Here is a 22,923-nt window from a genome sequence, read left to right on the forward strand (position 1 = left end):
CACGCTGGCCGGGTTTTTCCCCCCCACCCGGTGGTACGCGCCCCCCCGCGGGGGGGCCCCCGGTCCGGGAGGCGGCGGTGCGCCCCCCGGACCCTTCCGCCGCCCGCGGGGATGAAGGCGGCGGTGTCCCCCAGCCCACTGGTCCAGTACAGCGGGCCGACCCACGCAGAGCCATGGAACCGCTCCCCCGATGGCCGGAGAAGAGCGCACGGACAGGCGCACGGCCACACACCGGGAGCACGCCGCAACGCACCGTGCTCGGCCCGCACTTCCGTACGGACCACAATCCCGCCATCCGGAAAAAGGCCCCTTAACGCTTGGGATGCGGCGAACTACGCTGGGTTTACGAATGCCGCGTGCCTATGCCAGAGCGGCAGCCGGATGTGTCGAGGGGTGGCGCAATGTCCAGGGAGCAACGCGGGCCGAACGACAAACTCGGCGCCGTTCTCGCCCTCGCGGGCATCAGCAACGCAGGTCTCGCGCGACGCGTCAACGACCTCGGGGCGCAACGCGGGTTGACGCTTCGCTACGACAAGACCTCGGTGGCGCGCTGGGTCTCCAAGGGCATGGTGCCGCAGGGCGCGGCGCCGCACCTGATCGCCGCCGCCATCGGACAGAAACTCGGCCGCCCGGTGCCGCTGCACGAGATCGGGCTCGCCGACGCCGACCCCGCGCCCGAGGTCGGCCTCGCCTTCCCGCGCGACGTCGGCCAGGCCGTGCGCTCGGCGACCGAGCTGTACCGCCTCGACCTCGCCGGACGCCGGGCCGGATCCGGCGGCATCTGGCAGTCGCTGGCCGGCTCCTTCGCGGTGAGCGCATACGCAACGCCCGCCTCGCGGTGGCTGATAACCCCGGCCGACAGTTCGGTCGCGCGCGACGCACACCTCTCCGAGGGCTCCGGCGCACCGCTCAAAGTCGGCCACAGCGATGTGCGCAAGCTGCGCGAGGCAGCGGAGGACGCCAGGCGCTGGGACTCCAAGTACGGAGGCGGCGACTGGCGTTCGTCGATGGTGCCGGAGTGCCTGCGCGTGGAGGCGGCCCCGCTGCTGCTCGGCTCGTACTCCGACGAGGTCGGCCGCGCCCTGTTCGGCGCCGCCGCCGAACTCACCCGGCTCGCGGGCTGGATGGCCTTCGACACCGGCCAGCAGGAGGCGGCCCAGCGGTACTACATCCAGGCGCTGCGGCTCGCCCGCGCGGCGGCGGACGTCCCGCTGGGCGGCTATGTGCTGGCGTCGATGTCGTTGCAGGCGACCTATCGCGGCTTCGGTGACGAGGGGGTGGACCTCGCGCAGGCCGCGCTGGAGCGCAACCGGGGGCTCGCCACCGCCCGCACCATGAGCTTCTTCCGGCTCGTCGAGGCACGCGCGCACGCCCGCGCGGGGGACGCCCAGGCGGCGGGGGCGGCGCTGAAGGCGGCGGAGGGGTGGCTGGAGCGGTCGCGTGAGGGTGATCACGATCCGTCGTGGCTGGGGTTCTACTCCTACGACCGTTTCGCGGCGGACGCGGCCGAGTGCTACCGGGATCTGAAGGCGCCGCGTCAGGTGCGGAGGTTCACCGAGCAGGCGCTGTCCCAGCCCACGGAGGAGTTCGTGCGGTCGCACGGTTTACGGCTGGTGGTGTCGGCGGTGGCCGAGCTGGAGTCGGGGAATCTTGACGCGGCGTGCGAGCAGGGGGTGCGGGCGGTCGAGGTGGCGGGGCGGATCTCGTCCGCGCGGACGACGGAGTACGTGCGGGATTTGTTGCACAGGCTTGAGGCGTATGGGGATGAGCCTCGGGTGGTGGAGTTGCGGGAGCGGGCCCGGCCGTTGCTGATGGCGCCGGCGTAGGGGTTCTCGTTGTCGGGGGCGTCTGCCTGGCTGGGGTGGTTCTCGGGCTGACCGCCGTGGGGGGTTCTCGCGCAGTTCCCCGCGCCCCTGGCGGCGTGGGGTGATCCGGCGATCGCCTGCGGCCCTGGCGGGGTGCGGTGATACGGCGATCGCCCGTGGCCCCGGGCCGTGGTTCCACTGGGGCGGGGCCGGTGTGTTTGAAGGGGGTGTCAGTGGCGCAGTGCACTATCTAGGTGGGAGGTGGTGCAGGTGCGAGGTGGTGTGTACGACTGTGATGTGCTCGTCGTCGGTGGGGGGATCGTCGGGCTGTCCACGGCGTACGCGATCAGCCGTGCCGCGCCCGGTACCCGGGTGACCGTGCTGGAGAAGGAGCCGGGGCCCGCCCGGCACCAGACGGGGCACAACAGCGGGGTCATCCACAGCGGGATCTACTACCGGCCGGGCTCCCTCAAGGCGCGGTACGCGGTGCGCGGCGCCGCCGAGATGGTGAAGTTCTGCGCCGAGTACGGCATCGCGCACGCCGTCACCGGCAAACTGATCGTCGCCACCGACCGCGCCGAGCTGCCCCGCCTGCACGCCCTGGTACAGCGCGGCCGGGAGAACGGCATCCCGGTGCGCGAGCTGGGCGCCGCCCAGATCGCCGAGTACGAGCCCGAGGTGCGCGGCCTCGCCGCCATACACGTCGGCACCACCGGCATCTGCGACTTCGTGGGCGTCGCCCGCCGCCTGGGCGAGGCGTCCGGCGCGGAGATCCGGTACGGCCAGGAGGTCGTCCGCGTCGACCGGCGCCCGGAGCGGGGCGTGGCCGTGCGTACCCGCGCCGGGGACATCGTGCGCGGCCGGGTGCTGGTGAACTGCGCGGGGCTGTACTGCGACGAGATCGCCCGGCTGACCGGCGACGACCCGGAGATGCGGATCGTGCCGTTCCGGGGCGAGTACTACGAGCTGGCGCGGCCCGGTCTGGTGCGCGGACTGGTGTATCCGGTGCCCGACCCGGCGTTCCCGTTCCTCGGCGTCCATCTCACCCGGGGGATCGACGGCGGCGTCCACATCGGCCCCAACGCCGTCCCCGCCCTCGCCCGCGAGGGGTACCGGTGGGGTGTCGTACGGCCCCGCGAGATCGCCACGACCGTGAGCTGGCCCGGGTCATGGCAGCTGGCCCGGCAGCACTGGCGGTACGGCGGCGGTGAGCTGCGGCGCTCGCTGTCGAAGGGGGCGTTCACGGCAGCCGTGCGCCGGCTGCTGCCCGTCGTACGGGAGGACGATCTGGTGCCCGCGCCGGCCGGGGTGCGCGCGCAGGCCGTGCTGCGGGACGGGTCCCTCGTCGACGACTTCCTGATCAAGGAGGCGCCCCGGGCCGTCCATGTCCTCAACGCCCCCTCCCCGGCCGCCACCGCCTCGCTGCCGATCGGGCGGGAGGTGGCCCGGCGCGCCCTGTCGGCGCTCTCGACGCCGGGGGACCTGTGAGGCGCGGGGCGGCCAGTGGTGGTGGGCGGGCCTCCAGCGGCCTGCGAGGGCGCCGGGCGGGTCGGCGCAGGGGTGGAGACCCGGCCCGCCCCCCGACGTAAAATCGACCCACTGTGTCTGACTCGCCCCTCTCCCCAGAAACCTCCCGGCCCACCCGGGACCCGCAGGCCCGGCAAGAGGCGCGGCCCGCGCCGGACCCGCACCCGGACCCGGACCCGCCGCACCACCCCGGCGTGCCCGTCCGGCACACCCGGGCCAAAGGGGAGCCCCGGTTCCCGGACGGGCCCCAGGCCGATCCCGCCGGGTCGCACTTCGAGCGGCGGATCCGCAGCTTCCAGCCCCGGCGCAGCCGGGTGACCGCCGGGCAGGCGGACGCGCTCCAGCGGCTGTGGCCCGGGTGGGGGCTGGACATCGACGGACAGCGCGTCCTCGACCTGGCGGAGATGTTCGGCAACGCCCGGCCCGTCGTGCTGGAGATCGGGTTCGGGATGGGCGAGGCGACCGCGCGGATGGCCGCCGCCGACCCGGACACCAACATCCTCGCCGTGGACGTCCACACCCCCGGCCAGGGCAATCTGCTCAACCTCGCCGACCAGGACGGACTCACCAACGTCCGGGTCGGCAACGGCGACGCCATCATCCTGCTGCGCGAGATGCTCGCCCCCGACTCCCTCGACGGGCTGCGCGTCTACTTCCCCGACCCCTGGCCCAAGAAGCGGCACCACAAGCGGCGGCTGATCCAGCCCGAGTTCCTCGACCTCGCCGCGACCCGGCTGCGGCCCGGCGCGCTGCTGCACTGCGCCACCGACTGGGAGCCGTACGCCGAGCAGATGCTGGAAGTCCTCACGGCACACCCCGACTTCGTGAACACCCGGGCCGACGGCGGTTTCGCGCCCCGCCCCGGTTTCCGCCCGCTCACCCGCTTCGAGGGGCAGGGGCTGGACAAGGGCCATGTGGTGAACGACGTGATGTTCCGCCGCGTACCGCACGGGGAACATGCCCAGAACCCCGCCCACAACCCCGCCCGGAACCCGGCCCACGCCCCCGCCAACACCCCTGCCCGAACCCCCGCCCAGAACCCTGCGCAAAACCCCTTCCACCAGCACCACCTGGACCGTTCGGCGACCCGGCGGCCCCACGCCGGCTGAGCACCGGGCACCGTCGCGGGCGGTGCGCCCTCTCGTTAGGGTCGATGCCGTGGCCAGCGATTCCCCGTACCCGACCCATCCCTGCGGTCCGCCCGCCGACCCGCCCCGGCAGGTGCGGTGGTGGCGGCGCTGGAGCTACCGGTACACGCGCGCCGCGCAGGCCCACCCCACCGCCTGGCGCCGGGTGCGGCACGGCTCGCTGGCCATCCTGCTCGCGCTGTCGGGGCTGGTCATCCTCGCGCTGGTCCGTCAGGAGACCGGCACCGAGGGCTTTCTGGTGGGCCTGGGACTGGCCGTGCTGCCGGTGCCGCTGCTGATCGGCGCGTTCCGCTGGCTGGACCGGGTCGAGCCGGGCCCCTGGCGGAATGTCGTGTTCGCCTTCGCCTGGGGGGCCTGCGCGGCGGCGCTGATAGCGATCGTCGCCAACAGCTTCGCGACCCGGTGGATAGCCACCGCGACCGCCGACCCGGCCGGCGCGGACACCTTAGGGGCGACGGTGATAGCGCCGGTGGTCGAGGAGTCCGCGAAGGGCGCCGCGATCCTGCTGCTCTTCCTGTTCCGCAGACGGGACTTCACCGGGATCGTCGACGGCGTGGTGATCGCCGGGATCACCGCGACCGGCTTCGCCTTCACCGAGAACATCCTCTACCTCGGCAACGCCTTCGGCACCGACCAGTCCAGCGGCGACGCCGGGCTCGCCTCGGTCACCGTCGCCACCTTCTTCGTACGCGTCGTCATGTCGCCGTTCGCGCATCCGCTGTTCACCGTGCTCACCGGCATCGGCTTCGGCCTCGCGGCGGTGGCCGGGGAGCGCCAGCGGGTGCGGCGGGTGCTGCTGCCGCTGTCCGGGCTGCTGCTCGCGATGGGCGTGCACGCGTTCTGGAACGGCTCCGCGTCCTTCGGCGACTACGGCTTCTTCGCCGTGTACGGCGCCTTCATGGTCCCCGCGTTCGCGCTGCTGACCTGGCTGGTGATCTGGACCCGGCAGCGGGAGCTGCGGGTGGTGCGCGAGGAGTTGCCCGCGTATGTCACCACCGGCTGGTTCTCCCCCGCCGAGCCCTACGCGCTCGGCTCGATGCGGGCCCGCCGTCTCGCCCGCGAGTACGCCGGACGCCGGCTCGGCAGAAAAGCGGCCCGTGCGGTGGCCGAGTACGAGGCGTACGCCACCTCGCTCGCGGTGCTGCGCCGGCGGGGCAGCCGGGGCCGGGCCCGCGCCGACTTCGTATCCCGCGAGCGGGAGCTGCTCGGCGAGCTGTGGCGCCGCCGGGACCTCGCGGCCCCGGCCCTGGCCCACGCGGCCCACGCCACGGCCCCGCCGCCCCCGGTCCCGCCCTGGCCGCCGTACCCGAGCGGCGGGTACGGCAGCGGATACGGGACCGGCTACGGCACCGGCTACGGGACCGGCCACGACGGCGGCCACGGCACCGGTCACCCGGGCCCCGGCGCTTCCGTCACACCGCACCCCGCGTACCACCACAACCCTTACCGCACCTGAGGCCGAGGCGGGCCGTCAGGGATTGAGGCCCTTGCCGCGCAGCCAGGCCAGCGGGTCCACGCCGCCACCCGACCCGGTGTGCACCTCCAGGTGCAGATGGGCCCCGGTGACATTGCCGGTGGCGCCGACCCGTCCGATGACATCGCCGGTGGTGACCTGCTGGCCGACGCTGACGCTGATCGAGGACTGGTGCGCGTACCAGATCTCGGTGCCGTCATCGAGGGTGAGCACGGTCTTGTAGCCGTACGAACCGTCCCAGCCGGCCTGGGTGATGGTGCCGGAGTGGACGGCCTTGATGAGGGTGCCGGTGGGGGCGGCGAAGTCGAGGCCGGTGTGGTAGCCGGAGGACCACAGCGAGCCGGCCTGGCCGTAGGTCGAGGTGAGGGTGTACGAGGAGGTCGGCAGCGCGAACTGCCTTGCCAGCTCGGCGAGGCGCTCTTCCTCGGCCTTGCGCGCGGCTTCCTCCTCCGCCTTCTTCTTCTCGGCGGCGGCCTTCTCGCGGGCTTCCTGCTCCGCCTTCTCGGCGGCCTCGGCGGCCTCCTTCTCGGCGGCGGCCAGGAGCGCCTCGGTGGCCTTGGTGTCGAGCTGCTCCTGCTGGCTCTCGGCCTGCGCCATGATCCGGGCGCGCAGCGCCTCACCGGCGTCGGTGGTGCCCTGCTCGCTGTCGGCCGGGGTGACGCCGAGGCTGCTGAGCGGGGTGGCCTCGATCGCGGTGGCCGGCTCGGCGGTGTCCTCGCCGTCGTCCGTGAAGGTGGCGAGGTCGGGCAGGGAGATGGCGACCGGCGGCTTGCCGGTCTGCGCGGTGGCCATGCCGCCCGCGCCGACGGCGGCTATGACACCGACGCCGAGGACCGTGGAGCTGCGGGCCAGTCCGCCGCGGGCGAGTCCGCCGCGCTGCTTGGCGACGCGATGCCGGCCGCCACGGACCGGGCGGACGGTCTCCGCGGTGGGGTTCCATTCCTCCCACGGGCCCTCATCGGTGCGGGGGCCGCCGTAGACGACGGTGTCGTCGGTGCGCTGGGCGGGCACGAACGGGGCCCCTGGAGCAGGCCGGTTGGACGCCACGTAGGCGTACTCCTTTCCTTCCCTCATCGCCTACCGGGTTAGCTGACGGGTTCGGAGAGGAAGGTCTCCTACGCGCGTCAATCAGCCATGTCTCCATGGCGACGTACGCCCGATTCACCCCAAGTTGGTGGTTCCCCGGTTCCCTCGCGGAATTCGGCGCTTGAGCACGGAGCCGACTCTTGTGACGGCTGGGACGACCGCGCTGCGTTATCGGACAGTAATAGAACCCAGGGGTGATTTCCAAGCGCTTCCACTTGATCTTTAACGCTCTTACGCCGGACGTACAGGCTATGAGCGGCGAAAATCGGGCGAGTCGACCGCCTCATCAGGGCCGTTCGGGCAGTGCCAATTTCTGACGGTGACTCAGATGTTATGCGGAGGGCAGTCACTCACTTACCCACCGTGACCGAGCTCCGGCCGGTCGTACGCCGGACCCGGCCGCCGGACCGCGAGCAGCGCCATGTCGTCCGTCATCCAGCCCCCGGCATGTCCACGCACCTCTTCGGCCAGGGCCGCCACCAGTTCCTCCGGCCCGCCGAAGAGCCGCCCCGCCAGCCGCTCCTCCGGTTCGAAGAACGTCCCGTGCCCGTCCCGCGCCTCCGACAGCCCGTCGGTGAACAGCAGCAGCGTGGCCCCGCCCGGGAACTCCGCCTCCTGCGCCCGGTCCGGCCAGCTGCCCAGATCCCCCATCCCCAGCGGCAGCGCGGGCTCGTCGGCGGACAGCGCGCACAGCGTGCCGTCGGCGTACAGCAGCAGCGGCCCGGGGTGGCCGCGGTTGACCATCCGTACGATCCCGTGGCCGTGCGGGATCTCGGCGAGCACGGCGGTGGTGAACCCCTCGAAGGCGTCGAGCCCGTCCCGCCGGGTGCCCTCGCGGGCCAGCGCCCGCTCCAGCCGCGCGGCGACCGCCTCCAGCGTCGCCTCCTGCTCGGCGGCCTCGCGGAACGCCCCGATCAGCACGGCCACGGCGGCCACCGCGCCCATGCCCTTGCCGCGCACGTCCCCGAGCACCAGCCGGACGCCGTGCGGGGTGTCCTGCACCGCGTACAGATCGCCGCCGATGAACGCGCCCGCCTGCGCGGCCTCGTAGCGGGCGGCGATCTCGAAACCGCCGATCCGCTCGTCGGGTTCCGGCAGCACCGCGCGCTGCGCGGCCTCGGCGATCTCCCGGGCGGAGGCCAGCCGGGCGCTGCTGCGCCGCACCAGCGTGTTGATCAGCACGGCCAGCACCGCGACGGTCGCCACCGTGACGACCTCGGTGATCGTCTCCGCCGCGAACGGCTGGTCCACCCCGAAATGCACCACGAACAGCACCAGCACCGCCGCGATCCCGGTCAGCACGGTGTAGCGCCGCCCGAACAGCGGCGCGGCGACCAGGGGCGCGGCCGTGAAGAACGGCACGCCGGTGAACTGTTTCGGGGTCACGTACTCGTACAGCGCGCCGCCGACGATCAGCAGGACCGGCAGCAGCCGTACGAACGGGCGTGCGTAGGAGACGCTCCCCGACCGCTCCGGCCGCCCCTGCGGCGACTGCGGCGACTGCGGCCCTTGCATGCCCGCCGCGCTCCCCGGTGGCCCGGTGTACGGCCCCTCACCCTGCGCCTCACCCGGCCCCACCACGCGTCTCCCGCCTCGTCTCCCGCCGCAGATCCTCGCCGGTCCCGGCCCGGCCTCCTTGGTCCAGGGTTGCCGCAGCGGGGCGGCCCGGCGAGCCGGGGCGGCCGACCGGATGACACGACGACCGGCCGGGGGGTGGGGGTGGGTGGGGGTCCAAGTGGGGGACGGGGGGAGACGGGAGGGGATGGAGGGATGGGTGGGACGGGGGGGGACCCGTTGGTCGGGAAAACACTCAGGGCCGGAATCCGTGATCCGGATTCCGGCCCTGAGCCTTGAGTAGCGGGGACAGGATTTGAACCTGCGACCTCTGGGTTATGAGCCCAGCGAGCTACCGAGCTGCTCCACCCCGCGTCGTTGTGTTCACCAGCATACGCCATGGAATGGACGTGCTGCACACAGGTATGCGGACGGGGGTCCTGCTCAGCCCAGCAGGTGGGTGTTCGGGGACTTGGCCTGGTGCTCGTACTCCGGGAGTACGACGACCGTGGCGCCGGACGTGGTCAGCAGGCCGGTGCCGTCGGCGGCTGTGACGAAGGTGTCCGGCTCGCGCCACGCGGTCACCACGCGGCGGACGCCCGCGTCCAGGATCAGCCGGGCGCAGGGGCGGGGCCGGGACGCGCGGTGTGCGCAGGGTTCCAGGCTGGAGTAGACGGTCGCGCCGGGCAGGCGTGGTTCGGCGGGGTCGATCTTCGCGAGGGCCGCCTCCTCGGCGTGTACGACGGGGTCGGCGCCCTCGCGGGAGTGGCCCCGGGCCAGTTCGGTGCCGTCCGCGGCGACGACGACCGCGCCCACGCTGAACGCGGTCCGCGAGGGCGGGCAGTCCGCCGCCAGGGCGCAGGCCAGCCGGAGCCAGTGCCGGTCGGCGGCGAACGGGACCTCGGCCGGGCCGGGGGCGGTGGGCTCGTAGCGCATGAGGACGACGTCCTCGATCCGCCGGGATTCCAGCAGCCGCAGCCGGCCGGGCGGGTAGCCGCCCGGACCGAAGAGGCGGGGAGCGGCCGGGTCGCCGACGAACAGCGGGGCGAGGACGAGGTGGAGTTCGTCGGCGAGGCCCTGGGTGAGGAGCTGGGTGTGGACCGTTCCGCCGCCCTCGACCATGAGCCGCCGGACGCCGTGCCGGTCGTGGAGGTGGGTGAGGAGGGTGTGCCAGTCGAGGTCGGGGCCCAGGGGGACGATCTCGGTGGCGGTGTCGGGGGTGGGGGTGGTGTCGGGGGTGGGGGTGGGCAGGCCGTTCGTTCGGGCGCGTTCGGCGCCCTTGTCCGTGGTGTAGAGGAGCTTGGCGCCGCCGGTGTGCCAGAACCTGGCGGTGGGGTCGAGGTCGCCCGAGCCGCTGACGGTGACCTTGAGCGGGTACGCGGGCCGTCCGGCGGCGATCCGGGCGGCGCGGCGCTCGGGGGAGTTCACGAGCAGCCGGGGGTTGTCGGCGCGGATCGTGCCGGCGCCGATCAGGATCGCGTCGACGGACGCCCGTACCTCGTCCACCCGGTCGAAGTCGGCCGGGCCGGAGAGCAGCAGGCGGTCGGGGCCGGTGTCGTCCAGGTAGCCGTCGAGGGAGACGGCGGCGGAGAGGAGGACGTGGGGGTGGGGCATGGGCTTCCCTCTGGTTCACATGTGGTGTGTGGTTCGCATTTCGCATTTGTGGTGCGCATTTGTGGTGCACATTTGATTCAAGTTTTAAGCAAAACTACACTGGCGCCATGACGACTCGCTGGCTCACCCCGGAGGAACAGCGCGCCTGGCGTGCGTACGTGGGGGGCGCTCTGCTTCTGGAGGACGCGCTCGACCGGCAGCTCCAGCAGGAGGCCGGTATGCCGCATCTGTACTACTCCATCCTGGCCCACCTCTCCGAGGCCGAGGACCGCCGGCTGCGGATGACCGACCTCGCCGGGCGGCTGAAGATCACCCGCAGCCGGCTGACGTACGCCGTCACGCGGCTGGAGCGGGACGGGCTGGTCCGGCGCGAGGACTGTCCCGGGGACCGGCGCGGCAGCATCGCCGCGCTCACGGACGCGGGGATGGCTCTGCTGGAGCGGATCGCGCCGAGTCATGTGGAGACGGTCCGGGCGGCGCTGTTCGACCGGCTCACTCCGGAGCAGGTGGGGCAGTTGGAGGAGATCTTCACTGTGGTCACGCGGGGGCTGGAGGGGGCGGGGCCCGGGGGCGGGGGCGGGGATGCGGGTCAGGGTACGGGTGGGGCGGGTGGGGATCTGCCGTGGTTGCGGCGGTCGTCGCCCTGCTCTTGAGGCATCCGTCGATCGCTCCTCTTGTGGTGCCCGCACATTGCCGTAAATCGGGTTGCTTCAACTTTCAAGTGTGACGTATGGTCGCGTTCGTCCGATGAACTGCTTCAAATCTGAAGCAGTCAGCAGCGACGCGCACCGCTCGGAGACTCGTATGTCCGACAGCTCAGCAGACAGCCCGGTCGAGGGCGGCTCGGTGGAGGGTGGCCCGGTGGAGGGTGGCTCGGTCGAGGGCGGTCCGGTGGAGGGCGGCTCGGCCCCCGCCGCCGCCATCCGTACCCGCGTCCGTGTTCCGCTCCGTTTCGGGGACGGGTACGGCGTCGACGCCGAGTTGGTCACCTTCCACGGGCTGACGGACGGGGGCGAACACCTCGCCGTCGTCCTCGGCACCCCCGCGCCCGGCGCGACGCCCCTGGTGCGGCTGCACTCCGAGTGCCTGACCGGCGATGTCCTCGGCTCCGCCCGCTGCGATTGCGGCCCGCAGCTCCGCGAGGCCGTCGAGCGCATCGCCGAGCGCGGCGGCGTCCTGCTCTACCTCCGCCAGGAGGGCCGGGGCATCGGTCTCTACAACAAGCTCGACGCGTACGCCCTCCAGGACCAGGGCCTGGACACGTACGAGGCCAACGCGGCCCTCGACCTCCCGGAGGACGCCCGCGACTACACGGTGGCGGCCCAGATGCTGGGCGCCCTCGGTATCACCGGTCTTGATCTGCTGTCCAACAATCCGGACAAGGCCGAGCAGCTCCGGGGCCTCGGGGTCACGATCCATGACCGCGTCCCGACGGGGGTCTTCAGCACGGCCCACAACGTCCGGTATCTGCGGGCGAAGGTGCTCCGGACGAGCCACACCCTGCCGCTGGGCCAGCTGACGGAGCGGACGGCGGGGTGAGGGGAGTGAGCGGAGGGAGGGGAGCGAGGCGTTGGGCGGGGGGCGCTCACACCTCGATCTCGGGCCAGCCGAGCAGCCGGGCACCGATCACCGCGGTCTGGAGGGTGTAGCGGTGCATGGGGTCGGCGGGGTTGGTGCCGGTGAGCTTGTGGATGCGGTCGAGCCGGTAGGTCAGCGCGCGCACGCTCAGGCTGAGCCGCCGGGCCGCCTCCGCGGCGACGCAGCCTGAGTCGAAGTAGGCGGTGAGGGTGTCGACCAGGGGCTTGGCACCGCCCCGGGCCTCCCGCAGCGGGCCGAGGGTGTTGCGCACCAGGTCGGTCATCGCCTGCCGGTCGCGGGTGAGCACCGGGTAGACCAGCAGGTCGGCGGCGCGCAGCACGGGTTCCCCCAGGTGGAGGCGGGCCGCCAGGTCGAGGGCGTTGAGTGCCTCCTCGTAGGAGTGGGCGACGCCACCGGCGCCGGGGTGCGCCCGGCCGATGGCGACCTGGCCGCCCTCGGTGGCGGCGTGCGCCTGCTTGGCGAAGAAGGCGAGGATCTCGTCCTGGTCGCCGGGGACGATGCAGATCAGCCGCCCGTCCTTGGTGGCGAGCAGTATCCGCCGTTCGCCGAACCGCGCGAACAGCACCTGCTCGATCTGCCGGGTGGCCGGATGGGTGTCGTCGACCGGGGTCGCGGCCTGGGCGACGGCGACCGCGTGGGCGTGCGAGAGCAGCAGCCCGAAGCGTTCGGCGCGCTCGATGATCCGGCCGACATCGCTGCGGCCGTACAGCAGGTCGTCGATGAACTCGCGCCGGGCGGCCTCCTCCCGGCGTACGGCGAGCTTCTGCGCGCGTTCGTGTCCCTCGGCGAAGGCGTCGATGGCGTGCTCGACGACCGCGAGGGCGTGTTCGCTGCCGGAGAACGGCAGGGTGGGCCAGATCGCCCGCGCCGCGGCCAGATGCCGGCGGACCTGCGTCCGCAGCCCGTGTCCGGCCTCGGCGGCCCGCTCCCCCTGGGCCCGCAGCGACTCCAGCTCGGCGCGGGTGAGCCGGCGCCCGGTGGCCCCGGCGTCGCGGACGATCTCGGCGTATCCGGCCAGGTGATCGTCGTCCCCGGTCTCGGCCACGGCTTCGTTTCCCTCTCTGAGTGATTTCCTGAACGGTTCGCCGAGCGGCTCCCCGGGTGACTCTCCGGATGAGTCTCCGGATGACTCCCCGGGTGACTCTCCGAATGGCTTACCGAACGACCGATGCGCCACCGGTGCCTGCCCCGGATGGAAGGGGTGGGACCGGTGACGCATCGATTTTGCCGGATTCTGGAAGTCGGGGGCTAGGGCCTGGGCTAGGGCATGGCGGGGGCCGGAAGCGGGACGGGAGGGGCGGGAGGAGCGGGAGGAGCGGAGGGGCGGAGGGACGGAGACGCCGTGGCTCAGCCGGCGATCTCGATCTTCCCGTTGCCGCCCGCGACGTCGATGCCGTTGGGGCCGTCAGGACCCTCGGGACCGCTCCCCCGCCCGATAAGGCTCTTCAGCAGCGCGGGAAGGTCGACGCCCGTGGTGGCACCGAGGAGTTCGACGCCCTGGGCCACGTTGTCGGCGACGGTCCGGGAGAGCTGGCTCGCCCCGTCCGTGGAGATGACGGTCATCTTGTCCACGGCGCTCAGCGGCTCGGACGCCTTGGCCACGACCTCGGGCAGCACCTCGACCAGCATCTGGAGCACGGCCGCCTCGCCGTACCGCCCGAACGCCTCGGCCTTCTTCTGCATGGCCTCGGCCTCGGCGGCCCCCTTGGCCGCGATGGCCGCCGCGTCGGCGTCACCCTCCAGCCGTACCGCCTCCGCGATCGCCGCACGCCGGGACCGCTCGGCCTCACCCTGCTTGAGGCCCTCCATGGCCTCCGCCTCGGCCAGCGCGGTACGCCGCTGCTTCTCGCCCTCACCGGTCAGCCGGGCCCGCTCGGCCTCGGCCTGCGCGGCGGCGAGCGCGGCGGCCCGCTCCGCCTCGGCCTGCTTGACCCGGGCGACCCGCTTGGCCTCGGACTCCTGCTCGGCGGCGTACCGCTGGGCGTCGGCGGGCTTACGGACCTGGGTGTCGAGCTGGCGGTCGGTGAGCGCGGCCTGGTGCTCGGCGACCTTCTCCTGCTCGGCGAGGATCTCCTGCTGCCGGGCGGCCTCGGCCAGCGGACCGGCGGCTGCGGCGCGGGCGGCGGCCTCGTCGGTCTGCGCCTTGATCTCGGCCTGCCTGAGGTAGAAGGTCCGCTGCGCGACCGCGATCTCCTCCTCGGCCTTGAGTCGCGCCTGCTCGGCGGCCCGCCGGGCGACCGCCTCGGCGATGTCGGCCTCCTGCCTGGCACGGGCCGCCTCGGGCCGCCCGAGGTCCTCCAGGTACGACCCCTCGGTGGTGATGTCCTGGATCTGGAAGGCGTCGAGCACCAGCCCCTGCCCCGACAGACTCGCCTCGGCCTCCTCGGCGACCTGCCCCGCGAAGGCGGCCCGGTCCCGGATGACGTCCTCGACCGACATCCGCCCCACGATCGCCCGCAGCGCGCCCGACAGCACCTCCTGGGTAAACCCGACGATGCCGTCCTGCTGCATCAGGAACCGCTGGGCGGCGGCCCGTATCGAGTCCTCGGTGCCGCCGACCTTGACGATGGCGACCCCGTCCAGGTTGGCCTTCACCCCGCGCAGGGTGACCGCCCCGCGCACGGCGACCGGGATGTGCCGCGACGACAGGTCGAGCGTGAACTTCTGCTGCACGAACGGCACGACGAACACCCCGCCGCCGACCACGACCTTCTGGCCGCTGTTGTCCGTGAACACCCGCCCGGTCTCGGGATCGGTGGACTTCTTGCCGCGCCGCCCGGTGACGATGAACGCCTCGCTGGGCCCGGCGACTTTGTACCGGCTGACGACGACAAGGGCCAGCAGCACAAGGAGTACGACGACTCCGGCTACGGCGACAAGGACAGGACTCATGGCAGCACCCCCGGCGAATGGAACGACGTGGAAAGCACAGGTGGGGAGAGAGGAGCAAGGACGCTTCAGCGGGTGACCGGCCGGACCAGGACCGAGGTCGCCGAGGGCGTCGCCTCGACCCAGACCTCGGTCCCCCGGGCCACCGGCACGGCGCTGCGGGCCGCGAACTTGACCGGTTGGCCGGCGAGCCGCAGCAGCACCTCGCCGAACCCGTCCGCCGGAATGGCCGTGACCACACTGCCGGACGTACCGATCAGGTCCTCCCCCGTGGGTGCCACGGCCGTCCGGTCGCGCATCAGCGCCCGGCCGAACCGATAGGTCAGCCATCCGGTGCCGCCCCCCAGCACCGCCCCCACGCAGGTCGCGGCCACGGGACCGAGCCCGAACGCCTCCTGCGCGATGACCCCGCCGAAGCCGGTCATCGCCAGGAACCCGGCGACGACCGGCAACGACAGCCACCCGTCGAGGCCGCCCCCCAAGGCCCCGTCGAGCACCCCCTCCAGCACCCCGTCGAAGATCAGCGACAGGGCGAGCAGCGCGACCCCCGCTATGCCGATTCCTAGAAACCAGGCCATCCGCGCACCCCCGTCCCGCCCGCCGCTGATCTCCGTCTTGACGGAATCTTGACACGGTTCGTCATGCTCAGACATTGCCTGAATCCGGCAATCTTTACGCGTCCCTAGTGCCTTGTTCCGGCGCTCACGGTGCCGGGGTGCCCGGGGCGGAGTAGGGCCGCGACGGATAGCCGGTGTCGAAGTGCATGTAGTCCGGTACGTCGATGTCCTGCCAGACCCAGCCCTCGTCGTCGAACGCCCGCCAGACCGGCCCCCCTTCGAGGATCTTGCCGTCGCCCTCGGTGCGGGCCTGGAACTCGGCACTGGGCTGCCAGCAGTCGCAGCGCAGGTCCTTCCAGGGGTTCTCCAGGGGGTTGATGTCGATGGCCCGGCCATTGGCGTGCGGTGACTCGGCGGGGGGCGCGTTGATCTGGTCCGGCGTACGGCAGTTGAAGGCGGCCGTGTTGTCGGCGGCGAGGCTCGCGGTGTTGTCGCCGTCGTACTCCTCCATCGGCCGCATGCTGCGGATCGGGAACTCCGCGTCGAAGATCTCCGTGAAGATCCGGGCGACGCTCTCGGCGGTGTCCTCGTTGACCACCAGCACCCCGCGGTGGATCTCCCCGTCGAACCCGTGGTAGTTGACCTCCACCCGCCGCAACTGATCGGGCGAGGTCACCGGACACCCCTCCCGCACCATCCCGGCGTCCCGCATCTCCTCCCACTGCTCGCCGGGGACTTCCGCCACGACGGCATCGGCGGTGGGGGCGAGGGGCTGGGTGGGAGTGGGAGTGGGGGTGAGGGTGGGAGTGGCAGAGGGGGTCGGGGTGGGGGTGGGGGACGGGCTGCTGGAGGTAGGTGAAGGGGAGGGGGCGGAGGGGGTGGCCTCGGGGGCGCCGGACCGGTTGTCCGAGGTGGTGGTGCAGGCGGTGGCCAGCAGGAGGGCCACCAGGGCGAGCGGGGCGGAGCGGCGGGCATGGCCACGGACACGGCCACGGTCATGGCCACGGCCACGGACATGGCCACGGACATGGCCACGGTCATGGCTGAGGGCGGAGCGATGGGCGGGGCGGATCACGGTGCTGTTCCTCGTTGGCGATGTCGGAGGGGGAACTCGTACGTCAGCATGAGCCGGCCCTCGGGCGTGCGGTGTTCGTCGGTACGGAGCCAGCCGAGCCGCTCGTAGTAGGGGCCCGCGCCGCCCGGCCCCGCGGTGGTGACCAGGCAGACACGGGCGCAGCCGGCCGCCTCCGCGTCCTGGACGAAGTGCTGGACGAGCGCCGAGCCGAGGCCGTACGAACGGATGTGGGTGCTGACGACGACATGGGCGAGCACGGCGCTGACGCCGGCACCGGATATGCCGGGCGCGGGCGCCGGGCGCGGCTCGCGCACGCGGGGCAGGAGTTTGCGGGCGTAACGCCCCAGCCGGGTACGGACGAAGTGCAGGGTGAGACGGGGTCGTACCGACAGTGCGGCGCAGGCGCGCAGGGCGAGCCCTCTGCCGTGCTCGTCCAGGACATGTCTGCGGTGCGCCACCGGGTCGGTCACGCCGACGAGGAAGCCGACCGCCACGCCGTCGGACTCGGCGACGTACGCGCGTGCGTGACGGCTCGTCAGATAGGTGCGGGTGTAGGCCGTCAGATAGGGGCGCCCGAGCCGGGCGAAGAATCCGTCGGGGAAGTGCACCAGGTGTTCGTCGACCACGAACGCCAGGTCCTCCGCCGCCATGGGGCGCAGGGCGCAGCTGCTCGGGTGGCCCTGGCCGGGGGTGCGCGGCGGCGGAACGCGGCCGGCGGGCCCTTGGACGGACAGGCCAGGGCTCGACGCGGCGAGGGCGTTTCGGTCGGTATCCACGGCGGCAAATTTGCTACCAGGAGTAGAAAATCAAGGTAAAACCCCGCTGTGTGCCAGCTGTCGGTGATCCGTTTCGGGCGGATCGTGGCCGGTCAGGAGGGCGGCGCCGGTGCCGATATTCTTTTGAATTCCTTGGTGGTCGGGTGGGGGAGCTGCCCTGGCCGGGGGACAGCCGACCGGTGACCCGACCGCCCGCCCCCGCCCGCCACCGCCCGCCACCTCCGCCACCTCCGCCACCTCCGCCACCTCCGCCACCGCCGGTCATCGCTGCTACCGCCGCTACCGCCGCTTCCGCCCGGCGTCGATCCCGGCGACCAGGTCCTCGACGCGTGCCCTGATCTCGTCGCGGATCGGACGGACGGCCTCGACGCCCCTGCCCGCCGGGTCCTCCAGCGCCCAGTCGAGGTACGTCCGGCCGGGGAAGACCGGGCAGGCGTCGCCACAGCCCATGGTGATGACGTAGTCGGACGCCTGGACGGCGTCGGCGGTGAGGATCTTCGGCCTGGCCTCGGAGATGTCGATGCCGAGTTCCTTCATGGCTGCGACGGCGGCGGGGTTGACCCGGTCGCCGGGCAGGGAACCGGCGGAGCGGACCTCGACGCGGTCACCGGCGAGGTGGGTGAGGAATCCGGCGGCCATCTGGGAGCGGCCGGCGTTGTGGACGCAGACGAACAGGACGGACGCGAGGGGGCTGACGGGGTCGGGCATCGAGAACTTCTTCCGTGACAGGGGGGTCAGTTGGGCGGCAGCGACGCGAGGAGCTGGGTGATACGGGCGTCGATGTCGTCCCGGACGGCACGTACGACGGCGATGGGAGCGGCCTTGAGGTCGGCGACCGGCCAGTCCAGGTGATGGCGGTCCGGCAGCACGGGGCAGGCGTCGCCGCAGCCCATGGTGATGACGACGCCGGCGGCCCGTACGACCTCGTCGGTGAGCGGCTTGGGGAACGCGTCCGACACGTCGATACCGGCCTCGGTCAGGACCAGGGCGACGACGGGCTCGATGTCGGGGCCGGGTTCCGTGCCCGCCGAGGAGACCACGACCTGGCCTGCGGCCCGGTGGGCGAGAAGGGCGGCGGCCAGCTGCGAGCGGCCCGTGTTGTGCCCGCACACGAACAGCACGCGCGGCAGGCCGGTGCCGGGTGCGCCCTCGGTGTGGGCGAGGGCGTCGAGGCGTTCGGCGGCCAGCTGCTCGGTCAGCAGGGCGAGGTGGGCGCGGACGCGGGCGTGTTCGGCGAGACGGTGGTAGGAGTCGGTGACCAGGCGCTGGATGGTCTCCGGCGAGAAGTGTCCAGGGTGGCGCAGGGCCAGGCGGGCGAGGGCGGGGGCCAGGCGGTGGTCGGGCAGGGCGGGCAGGGCGGGGAGATCGGGAGGAGTGGGAAGAGGGGGAAGAGCGGGGAGATCCGGGAGCGGGGACGTGGTCACGGAGGCCCTTTCAGGCTGCGGTCCCGGCGGGGGCCGGGTACGGGTCCCAGGAATCAGCCCCTGGATTGACATCGGCTTGGACTGACATCGGCTTGGGGCCGGTACCAGCTCGGGGCGTGCTGGTGTCAGCTCGGGGCCGACATCAGCTCGGGGCCGGCCGGTGTCAGCTCGGGGCCGACCGGTGTCAGCTCGGGGCTGGCTCTCAGCCTCGGCGGCCGATGTGAAAGTATCAGCTCATGCTGACGTCAGTCGACACTGATCTGTTGCGGGTTCTGGCCGACCCGCTCCGCCTCCGGATCGTCACCCTCCTCGCCAAGGAGACGCTCTGCACCACGCACCTGGTCGAGGAGACCGGCGCACGGCAGACGAACCTCTCCAACCACCTGAAGGTGCTGCGCGACGCCGGGGTCGTGGACACCGAACCGTGCGGCCGGTACACGTACTACAAGCTCCGCCCGGACGTCCTGGCCCAGCTCGCGGGCCAGTTCGCCGAGCTGGCGGAGTCCGCGCGCAAGGCCGCGGGCAGCAAGCGGGCCTGCCGGTGAGCGACGCCGAGGCGCCCGCGACCACCGCGCAGTCCACCCCGCGGACGTCCACCCCGCAGACGCCGATCGCCGCGAAGCTGTCGACCCTCGACCGCTACCTCGCCGCCTGGATCCTGCTCGCCATGGCCCTCGGCCTCGGCCTGGGACGCGCGGTCCCCGGCCTCAACGACGCCCTCGCGAAGGTCGAGATCGGCGGGATCTCCGTCCCGATCGCCGCCGGCCTGCTGGTGATGATGTATCCGGTCCTGGCGAAGGTCCGCTACGACCGGCTCGACGCCGTCACCGGCGACCGCAAGCTGATGGTCTCCTCCCTGCTCGTCAACTGGATCGCGGGCCCGGCGCTGATGTTCGCCCTGGCCTGGATCTTCCTGCCGGACCTGCCCGAGTACCGCACCGGCCTGATCATCGTCGGCCTGGCCCGCTGCATCGCCATGGTCATCATCTGGAACGACCTGGCGTGCGGCGACCGGGAGGCGGCGGCGGTCCTGGTCGCCCTGAACTCCGTCTTCCAGGTCCTGGCGTTCGGTGTGCTGGGCTGGTTCTACCTCGACCTGCTCCCCGGCTGGCTCGGCCTCGGCGACGGCGAGCACCTCGACATCTCGATGGGGAAGATCGCCCTGAACGTGGTCATCTTCCTCGGCGTCCCCCTCCTCGCCGGATTCCTCACCCGCCGCGTCGGCGAGAAGAGACTCGGCCGCGACGCGTACGAATCCGGCTTCCTCCCGAAGATCGGCCCCTGGGCGCTGTACGGCCTCCTCTTCACCATCGTCATCCTCTTCGCCCTGCAAGGAAGGACGATCACCTCCCAACCACTGGACGTCGCCCGGATCGCGCTCCCCCTGCTGGTCTACTTCGCGCTGATGTGGTTCGGCACCTTCGCCCTCGGCAAGGTCATCGGCCTGGCCTACGACCGCACCGCGACCCTCGCCTTCACGGCCGCCGGCAACAACTTCGAGCTGGCCATCGCGGTCGCCATCGCCACCTTCGGCGTCACCTCGGGCCAGGCCCTGTCCGGCGTCGTGGGCCCGCTGATCGAGGTCCCGGTCCTGATCGGGCTGGTGTATGTCTCCCTCGCGTGGCGGGGAAGGTTCACCGCAGCCGGTCGGGGGGCTTCGCCGCAGTAGCAGCGGACGCGCTGGGCAGCCCCGGGGATGTGGCGCCGGACTGGGAACTGGGGCGGGCCTGGGGCTGGGCCCGTGGGCCACAACGGTCGGCGCTCTCCACGCCGCCGCCCAGACACTGACTGACCTGACCCACCGGGTCCACGGCCTCCCGCGATCCGATTCAGCCGGAGGCGGGCATCAGCAACGTACCCATGGCGGCGAGCACGGACGGCTCGACCCGGTAGTACACCCACGTACCCCGCCGCTCGGAACTGAGCAGCCCGGCTTCCTTGAGCTTCTTCAGATGGTGGGAGACGGTCGGCTGGGAAACCCCCACATCGGAGATGTCACACACGCACGCCTCGCCCCCCTCATGGGAGGCGACGGCGGAGAACAACCGCAGCCGCACCGGGTCCCCGAGCGCCTTGAACATCCGCGCGGCCGTCTCGGCCTCCTCGGCGGAGAACGGCCTCGAACTCAACGGCGGGCAGCAGGCCGCCACGGCATCGGCCTCTCCGGCCTCGACCAGCGAAAACGCCTCCATATTCGACACACATCGATGTTGACACAACTCAAACCAGGCACGCCAGAACAGAGACAGCGACGACAAGCACCCGGAACCCGACCCACCCCTCACTACATTGACGCCCATCGAATCAAATGCCACGCTGGACCCCTCACGAGACATAGACACTCATCGAATCAGCAATGGATGAGCCATCGCATCGAAGGGGACCCCCGTGAACGCACCGCCCCCCGTCGTCGTCATCGGCGCCGGTCCCATCGGTCTGGCCGCCGCGGCCCACCTCGTACACCACGGAATCGAACCGCTGGTCCTGGAGTCGGGCCCCTCGGCGGGCACGGCGGTACGCGGCTGGGCGCACGTACGGCTCTTCTCACCGTGGGCGGAGATCACCGACACGGCCGCCGAGAAGCTCCTCGCCCCCACGGGCTGGAACCGCCCCGACCCCACCACCTACCCCACCGGCGGCGACTGGGCCGAGCACTACCTCCAGCCGCTGGCCGACGCCCTCGGCGACAGGGTCCGCTACGGCACCACCGTGACCGGCGTAGCCCGCGCCGGCCGGGACCGGATCGTGGACGCCGACCGCGACGCCCAGCCCTTCACCGTGCACACCACCTCATCCGACGGCGGCGAGGCCCGGATCACCGCGCGAGCCGTGATCGACGCGTCCGGCACCTGCTCCCTCCCCGGCCCGATGGGCGCGGACGGCCTCCCCGCCCTGGGCGAGCGGGCGGCGACCGCCCACATCTCGTACCGCATCCCGAACCTGACCGACCCGGAGGTCCGCGCCCGCCACGCGGGCAGGCGCACGGCGGTCATCGGCTCCGGAGCCTCGGCCTTCACCACCTTGGCCCACTTGGCCGACCTGGCAGAGGCCGAACCCGGCACCCACACGGTGTGGATCCTGCGCCGCGGCATCGGAGAGAACACCTTCGGCGGCGGCGAGAGTGACCGGCTCCCGGCCCGCGGCGCGCTCGGCCTGCGCGCGAAGGCGGCGGTCGAGAACGGCCACGCGTCGGCAGTGACCGGCTTCCGCACCCAGGCCGTGGAACACGCCGACGACGGACTCGTCCTGCTCTCGGAGAACGGCCGCCGCCTCGCCCCCGTCGACGAGATCATCGTCCTGACGGGCCTGCGCCCCGACCTGTCCTACCTGTCGGAGCTACGCCTCGGCCTGGACGAACGCCTCCAGGCCCCAGCGGAACTGGCCCCGCTCATCGACCCCAACGTCCACTCCTGCGGCACCGTCCACCCCCACGGCGTCAACGAGCTGTCCCACCCCGAGAAGGACGTGTACCTGGTCGGCATGAAGTCCTACGGCCGCGCCCCCACGTTCCTGGCCATGACCGGCCACGAACAGGTCCGCTCCGTCGCCGCCGCAATCGCCGGCGACCACGAGGCCGCCCAACGCGTCGAACTCACCCTCCCGGAAACCGGCGTCTGCGGCGGCGCGGGCCTGTACGACACCCAGCCCGCCGGTTGCTGCACCACAGCCGGGACCAGGTGACCCCGCCGGCACGGAGCCAGCCCTTCGTGTGAGTCGACGGACGGCATCCTCGGGGTACCTTTCCCACAGCACGCCAGAGGGATCACGGCAACAGCGGGACGCCTCAACTCCGTTCGTGAAGTTCGGCTCAGCAAGGTGGCTGGTGAGTCCAGCGGCAGCACCGACAAGGAGCAGCGGACTGACTCCCGTTATCCTTCCTCACCGTCTGTTGACGCATCCTGATAGAGGTCTCGGGACGATCCCACTGAATGAAAATGGGGTTCCTCGCGGGTAAACGTACAGGTCGCGAAGGGTCGGCCCCGCGCGTGCGGGGGTGGTCCGTACGCAGGACTGCTGACGGACGGCGGCGTCGAGTCGGCCCCGCGCGTGCGGGGGTGGTCCACCGACCATCTCGACCGGGGAGTTCGTGCTCCCGTCGGCCCCGCGCGTGCGGGGGTGGTCCGAGCGATATCTCGTGCAGTCGCTGACTATCCCCGTCGGCCGCGCGCGTGCGGGGGTGGTCCGAGGCCGACAAAGCCCCGATCGTCCCGGCCCGGGTCGGCCCCGCGCGTGCGGGGGTGGTCCCTGGTACACCGTTGCGGGGTCGTACGTCTCCACGTCGGCCCCGCGCGGGCGGGGGGGGTGGGTGGGCCCAAGCCCTCGGCCCTGGCAAGTGGAGGTCGGCGCCGCGCCGGGGGGGGGGGGGGGGTGGTTTTATTGTGTAGGTGTTGACAT

Annotated in this window: 20 protein-coding genes, 1 tRNA gene and 1 riboswitch; of the genes, 9 read left to right on the top strand and 12 right to left on the bottom strand. The window is 72.3% G+C overall.

What is annotated here, in order from left to right; all coding sequences use genetic code 11:
* The first annotated feature begins 401 nt into the window (after positions 1–401).
* From ACFXAZ_RS29235 to ACFXAZ_RS29250, 4 genes are all read left to right on the top strand, one after another.
* Complete coding sequence (locus ACFXAZ_RS29235; protein WP_382682141.1) at positions 402–1,826, top strand: MFS transporter; 1,425 nt, start codon at positions 402–404, stop codon at positions 1,824–1,826.
* A gap of 240 nt (positions 1,827–2,066) precedes the next feature.
* Positions 2,067–3,293 (top strand): L-2-hydroxyglutarate oxidase, encoded by a 1,227-nt coding sequence (lhgO, locus tag ACFXAZ_RS29240; RefSeq protein WP_384597265.1) that lies wholly within the window; start codon positions 2,067–2,069, stop codon positions 3,291–3,293.
* 233 nt (positions 3,294–3,526) lie between these two features.
* The gene (gene trmB / locus ACFXAZ_RS29245; protein WP_384597298.1) at positions 3,527–4,441 is read left to right on the top strand and encodes a tRNA (guanosine(46)-N7)-methyltransferase TrmB; all 915 of its coding nucleotides are present in this window, start codon (positions 3,527–3,529) and stop codon (positions 4,439–4,441) included.
* 49 nt (positions 4,442–4,490) lie between these two features.
* Entirely contained in the window at positions 4,491–5,936 is a 1,446-nt protein-coding gene (locus tag ACFXAZ_RS29250) for a PrsW family intramembrane metalloprotease (protein ID WP_384597267.1), read from the top strand.
* A 15-nt stretch (positions 5,937–5,951) separates the two neighbouring features.
* Here the strand turns inward: ACFXAZ_RS29250 and ACFXAZ_RS29255 are convergent, their stop codons facing one another.
* The 4 genes from ACFXAZ_RS29255 to ACFXAZ_RS29270 all read right to left on the bottom strand — a co-directional run bounded on the left by ACFXAZ_RS29255 (position 5,952) and on the right by ACFXAZ_RS29270 (position 10,208).
* Complete coding sequence (locus ACFXAZ_RS29255; RefSeq protein ID WP_384597300.1) at positions 5,952–7,001, bottom strand: M23 family metallopeptidase; 1,050 nt, start codon at positions 6,999–7,001, stop codon at positions 5,952–5,954.
* A gap of 12 nt (positions 7,002–7,013) precedes the next feature.
* Positions 7,014–7,170: riboswitch (cyclic di-AMP (ydaO/yuaA leader) on the bottom strand.
* A gap of 224 nt (positions 7,171–7,394) precedes the next feature.
* On the bottom strand, positions 7,395–8,555 hold the full coding sequence (locus tag ACFXAZ_RS29260) for a PP2C family protein-serine/threonine phosphatase (protein WP_384597269.1): 1,161 nt from the start codon (positions 8,553–8,555) through the stop codon (positions 7,395–7,397).
* Between the two features lie 340 nt (positions 8,556–8,895).
* Positions 8,896–8,969: transfer RNA gene (locus ACFXAZ_RS29265), tRNA-Met, on the bottom strand.
* A gap of 69 nt (positions 8,970–9,038) precedes the next feature.
* Complete coding sequence (locus ACFXAZ_RS29270) at positions 9,039–10,208, bottom strand: dihydrofolate reductase family protein (protein WP_384597271.1); 1,170 nt, start codon at positions 10,206–10,208, stop codon at positions 9,039–9,041.
* A gap of 107 nt (positions 10,209–10,315) precedes the next feature.
* On the opposite strand from ACFXAZ_RS29270, the gene ACFXAZ_RS29275 reads away from it, so the two are divergent.
* Positions 10,316–10,861: a MarR family winged helix-turn-helix transcriptional regulator gene (locus ACFXAZ_RS29275; RefSeq protein WP_384597273.1), complete on the top strand. Its 546-nt coding sequence runs from the start codon at positions 10,316–10,318 to the stop codon at positions 10,859–10,861.
* A 151-nt stretch (positions 10,862–11,012) separates the two neighbouring features.
* A complete protein-coding gene (gene ribA / locus ACFXAZ_RS29280) occupies positions 11,013–11,747 on the top strand; it encodes a GTP cyclohydrolase II (protein WP_384597275.1) in 735 nt (244 codons plus the stop codon).
* Positions 11,748–11,793: 46 nt separating this feature from the next.
* On the opposite strand, the gene ACFXAZ_RS29285 is transcribed toward ribA, so the two are convergent.
* The 7 genes from ACFXAZ_RS29285 to ACFXAZ_RS29315 form a co-directional block, all read right to left on the bottom strand.
* The gene (locus ACFXAZ_RS29285; protein WP_384597277.1) at positions 11,794–12,852 is read right to left on the bottom strand and encodes a PucR family transcriptional regulator; all 1,059 of its coding nucleotides are present in this window, start codon (positions 12,850–12,852) and stop codon (positions 11,794–11,796) included.
* Positions 12,853–13,154: 302 nt separating this feature from the next.
* Positions 13,155–14,699 carry a flotillin family protein gene (locus ACFXAZ_RS29290; protein WP_384597278.1) on the bottom strand — a complete coding sequence of 515 codons (1,545 nt, stop codon included), beginning with the start codon at positions 14,697–14,699 and terminating at the stop codon, positions 13,155–13,157.
* A 65-nt stretch (positions 14,700–14,764) separates the two neighbouring features.
* Entirely contained in the window at positions 14,765–15,274 is a 510-nt protein-coding gene (locus ACFXAZ_RS29295; RefSeq protein ID WP_384597280.1) for a hypothetical protein, read from the bottom strand.
* A gap of 124 nt (positions 15,275–15,398) precedes the next feature.
* A complete protein-coding gene (locus ACFXAZ_RS29300; protein ID WP_384597282.1) occupies positions 15,399–16,328 on the bottom strand; it encodes a M15 family metallopeptidase in 930 nt (309 codons plus the stop codon).
* Positions 16,325–17,104, bottom strand: coding sequence for a GNAT family N-acetyltransferase (locus tag ACFXAZ_RS29305; RefSeq protein WP_384597284.1), 780 nt, complete (start codon positions 17,102–17,104; stop codon positions 16,325–16,327). The genes ACFXAZ_RS29300 and ACFXAZ_RS29305 overlap by 4 nt, the downstream gene beginning before the upstream one ends.
* A 279-nt stretch (positions 17,105–17,383) precedes the next feature.
* Positions 17,384–17,812, bottom strand: coding sequence for an arsenate reductase ArsC (locus ACFXAZ_RS29310; RefSeq protein ID WP_384597286.1), 429 nt, complete (start codon positions 17,810–17,812; stop codon positions 17,384–17,386).
* Positions 17,813–17,838: 26 nt separating this feature from the next.
* Positions 17,839–18,528 carry a low molecular weight phosphatase family protein gene (locus ACFXAZ_RS29315; protein ID WP_384597288.1) on the bottom strand — a complete coding sequence of 230 codons (690 nt, stop codon included), beginning with the start codon at positions 18,526–18,528 and terminating at the stop codon, positions 17,839–17,841.
* 236 nt (positions 18,529–18,764) lie between these two features.
* On the opposite strand from ACFXAZ_RS29315, the gene ACFXAZ_RS29320 reads away from it, so the two are divergent.
* Together ACFXAZ_RS29320 and arsB are read left to right on the top strand one after the other, a co-directional pair.
* Positions 18,765–19,073 carry an ArsR/SmtB family transcription factor gene (locus ACFXAZ_RS29320; RefSeq protein WP_384597290.1) on the top strand — a complete coding sequence of 103 codons (309 nt, stop codon included), beginning with the start codon at positions 18,765–18,767 and terminating at the stop codon, positions 19,071–19,073.
* Positions 19,070–20,197, top strand: a complete 1,128-nt coding sequence (gene arsB, locus ACFXAZ_RS29325) for an ACR3 family arsenite efflux transporter (RefSeq protein WP_384597292.1) — start codon at positions 19,070–19,072, stop codon at positions 20,195–20,197. The genes ACFXAZ_RS29320 and arsB overlap by 4 nt, the downstream gene beginning before the upstream one ends.
* Positions 20,198–20,357: 160 nt before the next feature.
* Here the strand turns inward: arsB and ACFXAZ_RS29330 are convergent, their stop codons facing one another.
* A complete protein-coding gene (locus ACFXAZ_RS29330; RefSeq protein WP_384597302.1) occupies positions 20,358–20,720 on the bottom strand; it encodes an ArsR/SmtB family transcription factor in 363 nt (120 codons plus the stop codon).
* Positions 20,721–20,916: 196 nt separating this feature from the next.
* Between ACFXAZ_RS29330 and ACFXAZ_RS29335 the strand changes: the two genes are divergently transcribed.
* Positions 20,917–22,209, top strand: a complete 1,293-nt coding sequence (locus tag ACFXAZ_RS29335) for an NAD(P)-binding domain-containing protein (protein WP_384597294.1) — start codon at positions 20,917–20,919, stop codon at positions 22,207–22,209.
* Positions 22,210–22,923 lie beyond the last annotated feature (714 nt).

This window comes from Streptomyces sp. NPDC059477 (assembly GCF_042749375.1).
Lineage (GTDB): Bacteria > Actinomycetota > Actinomycetes > Streptomycetales > Streptomycetaceae > Streptomyces.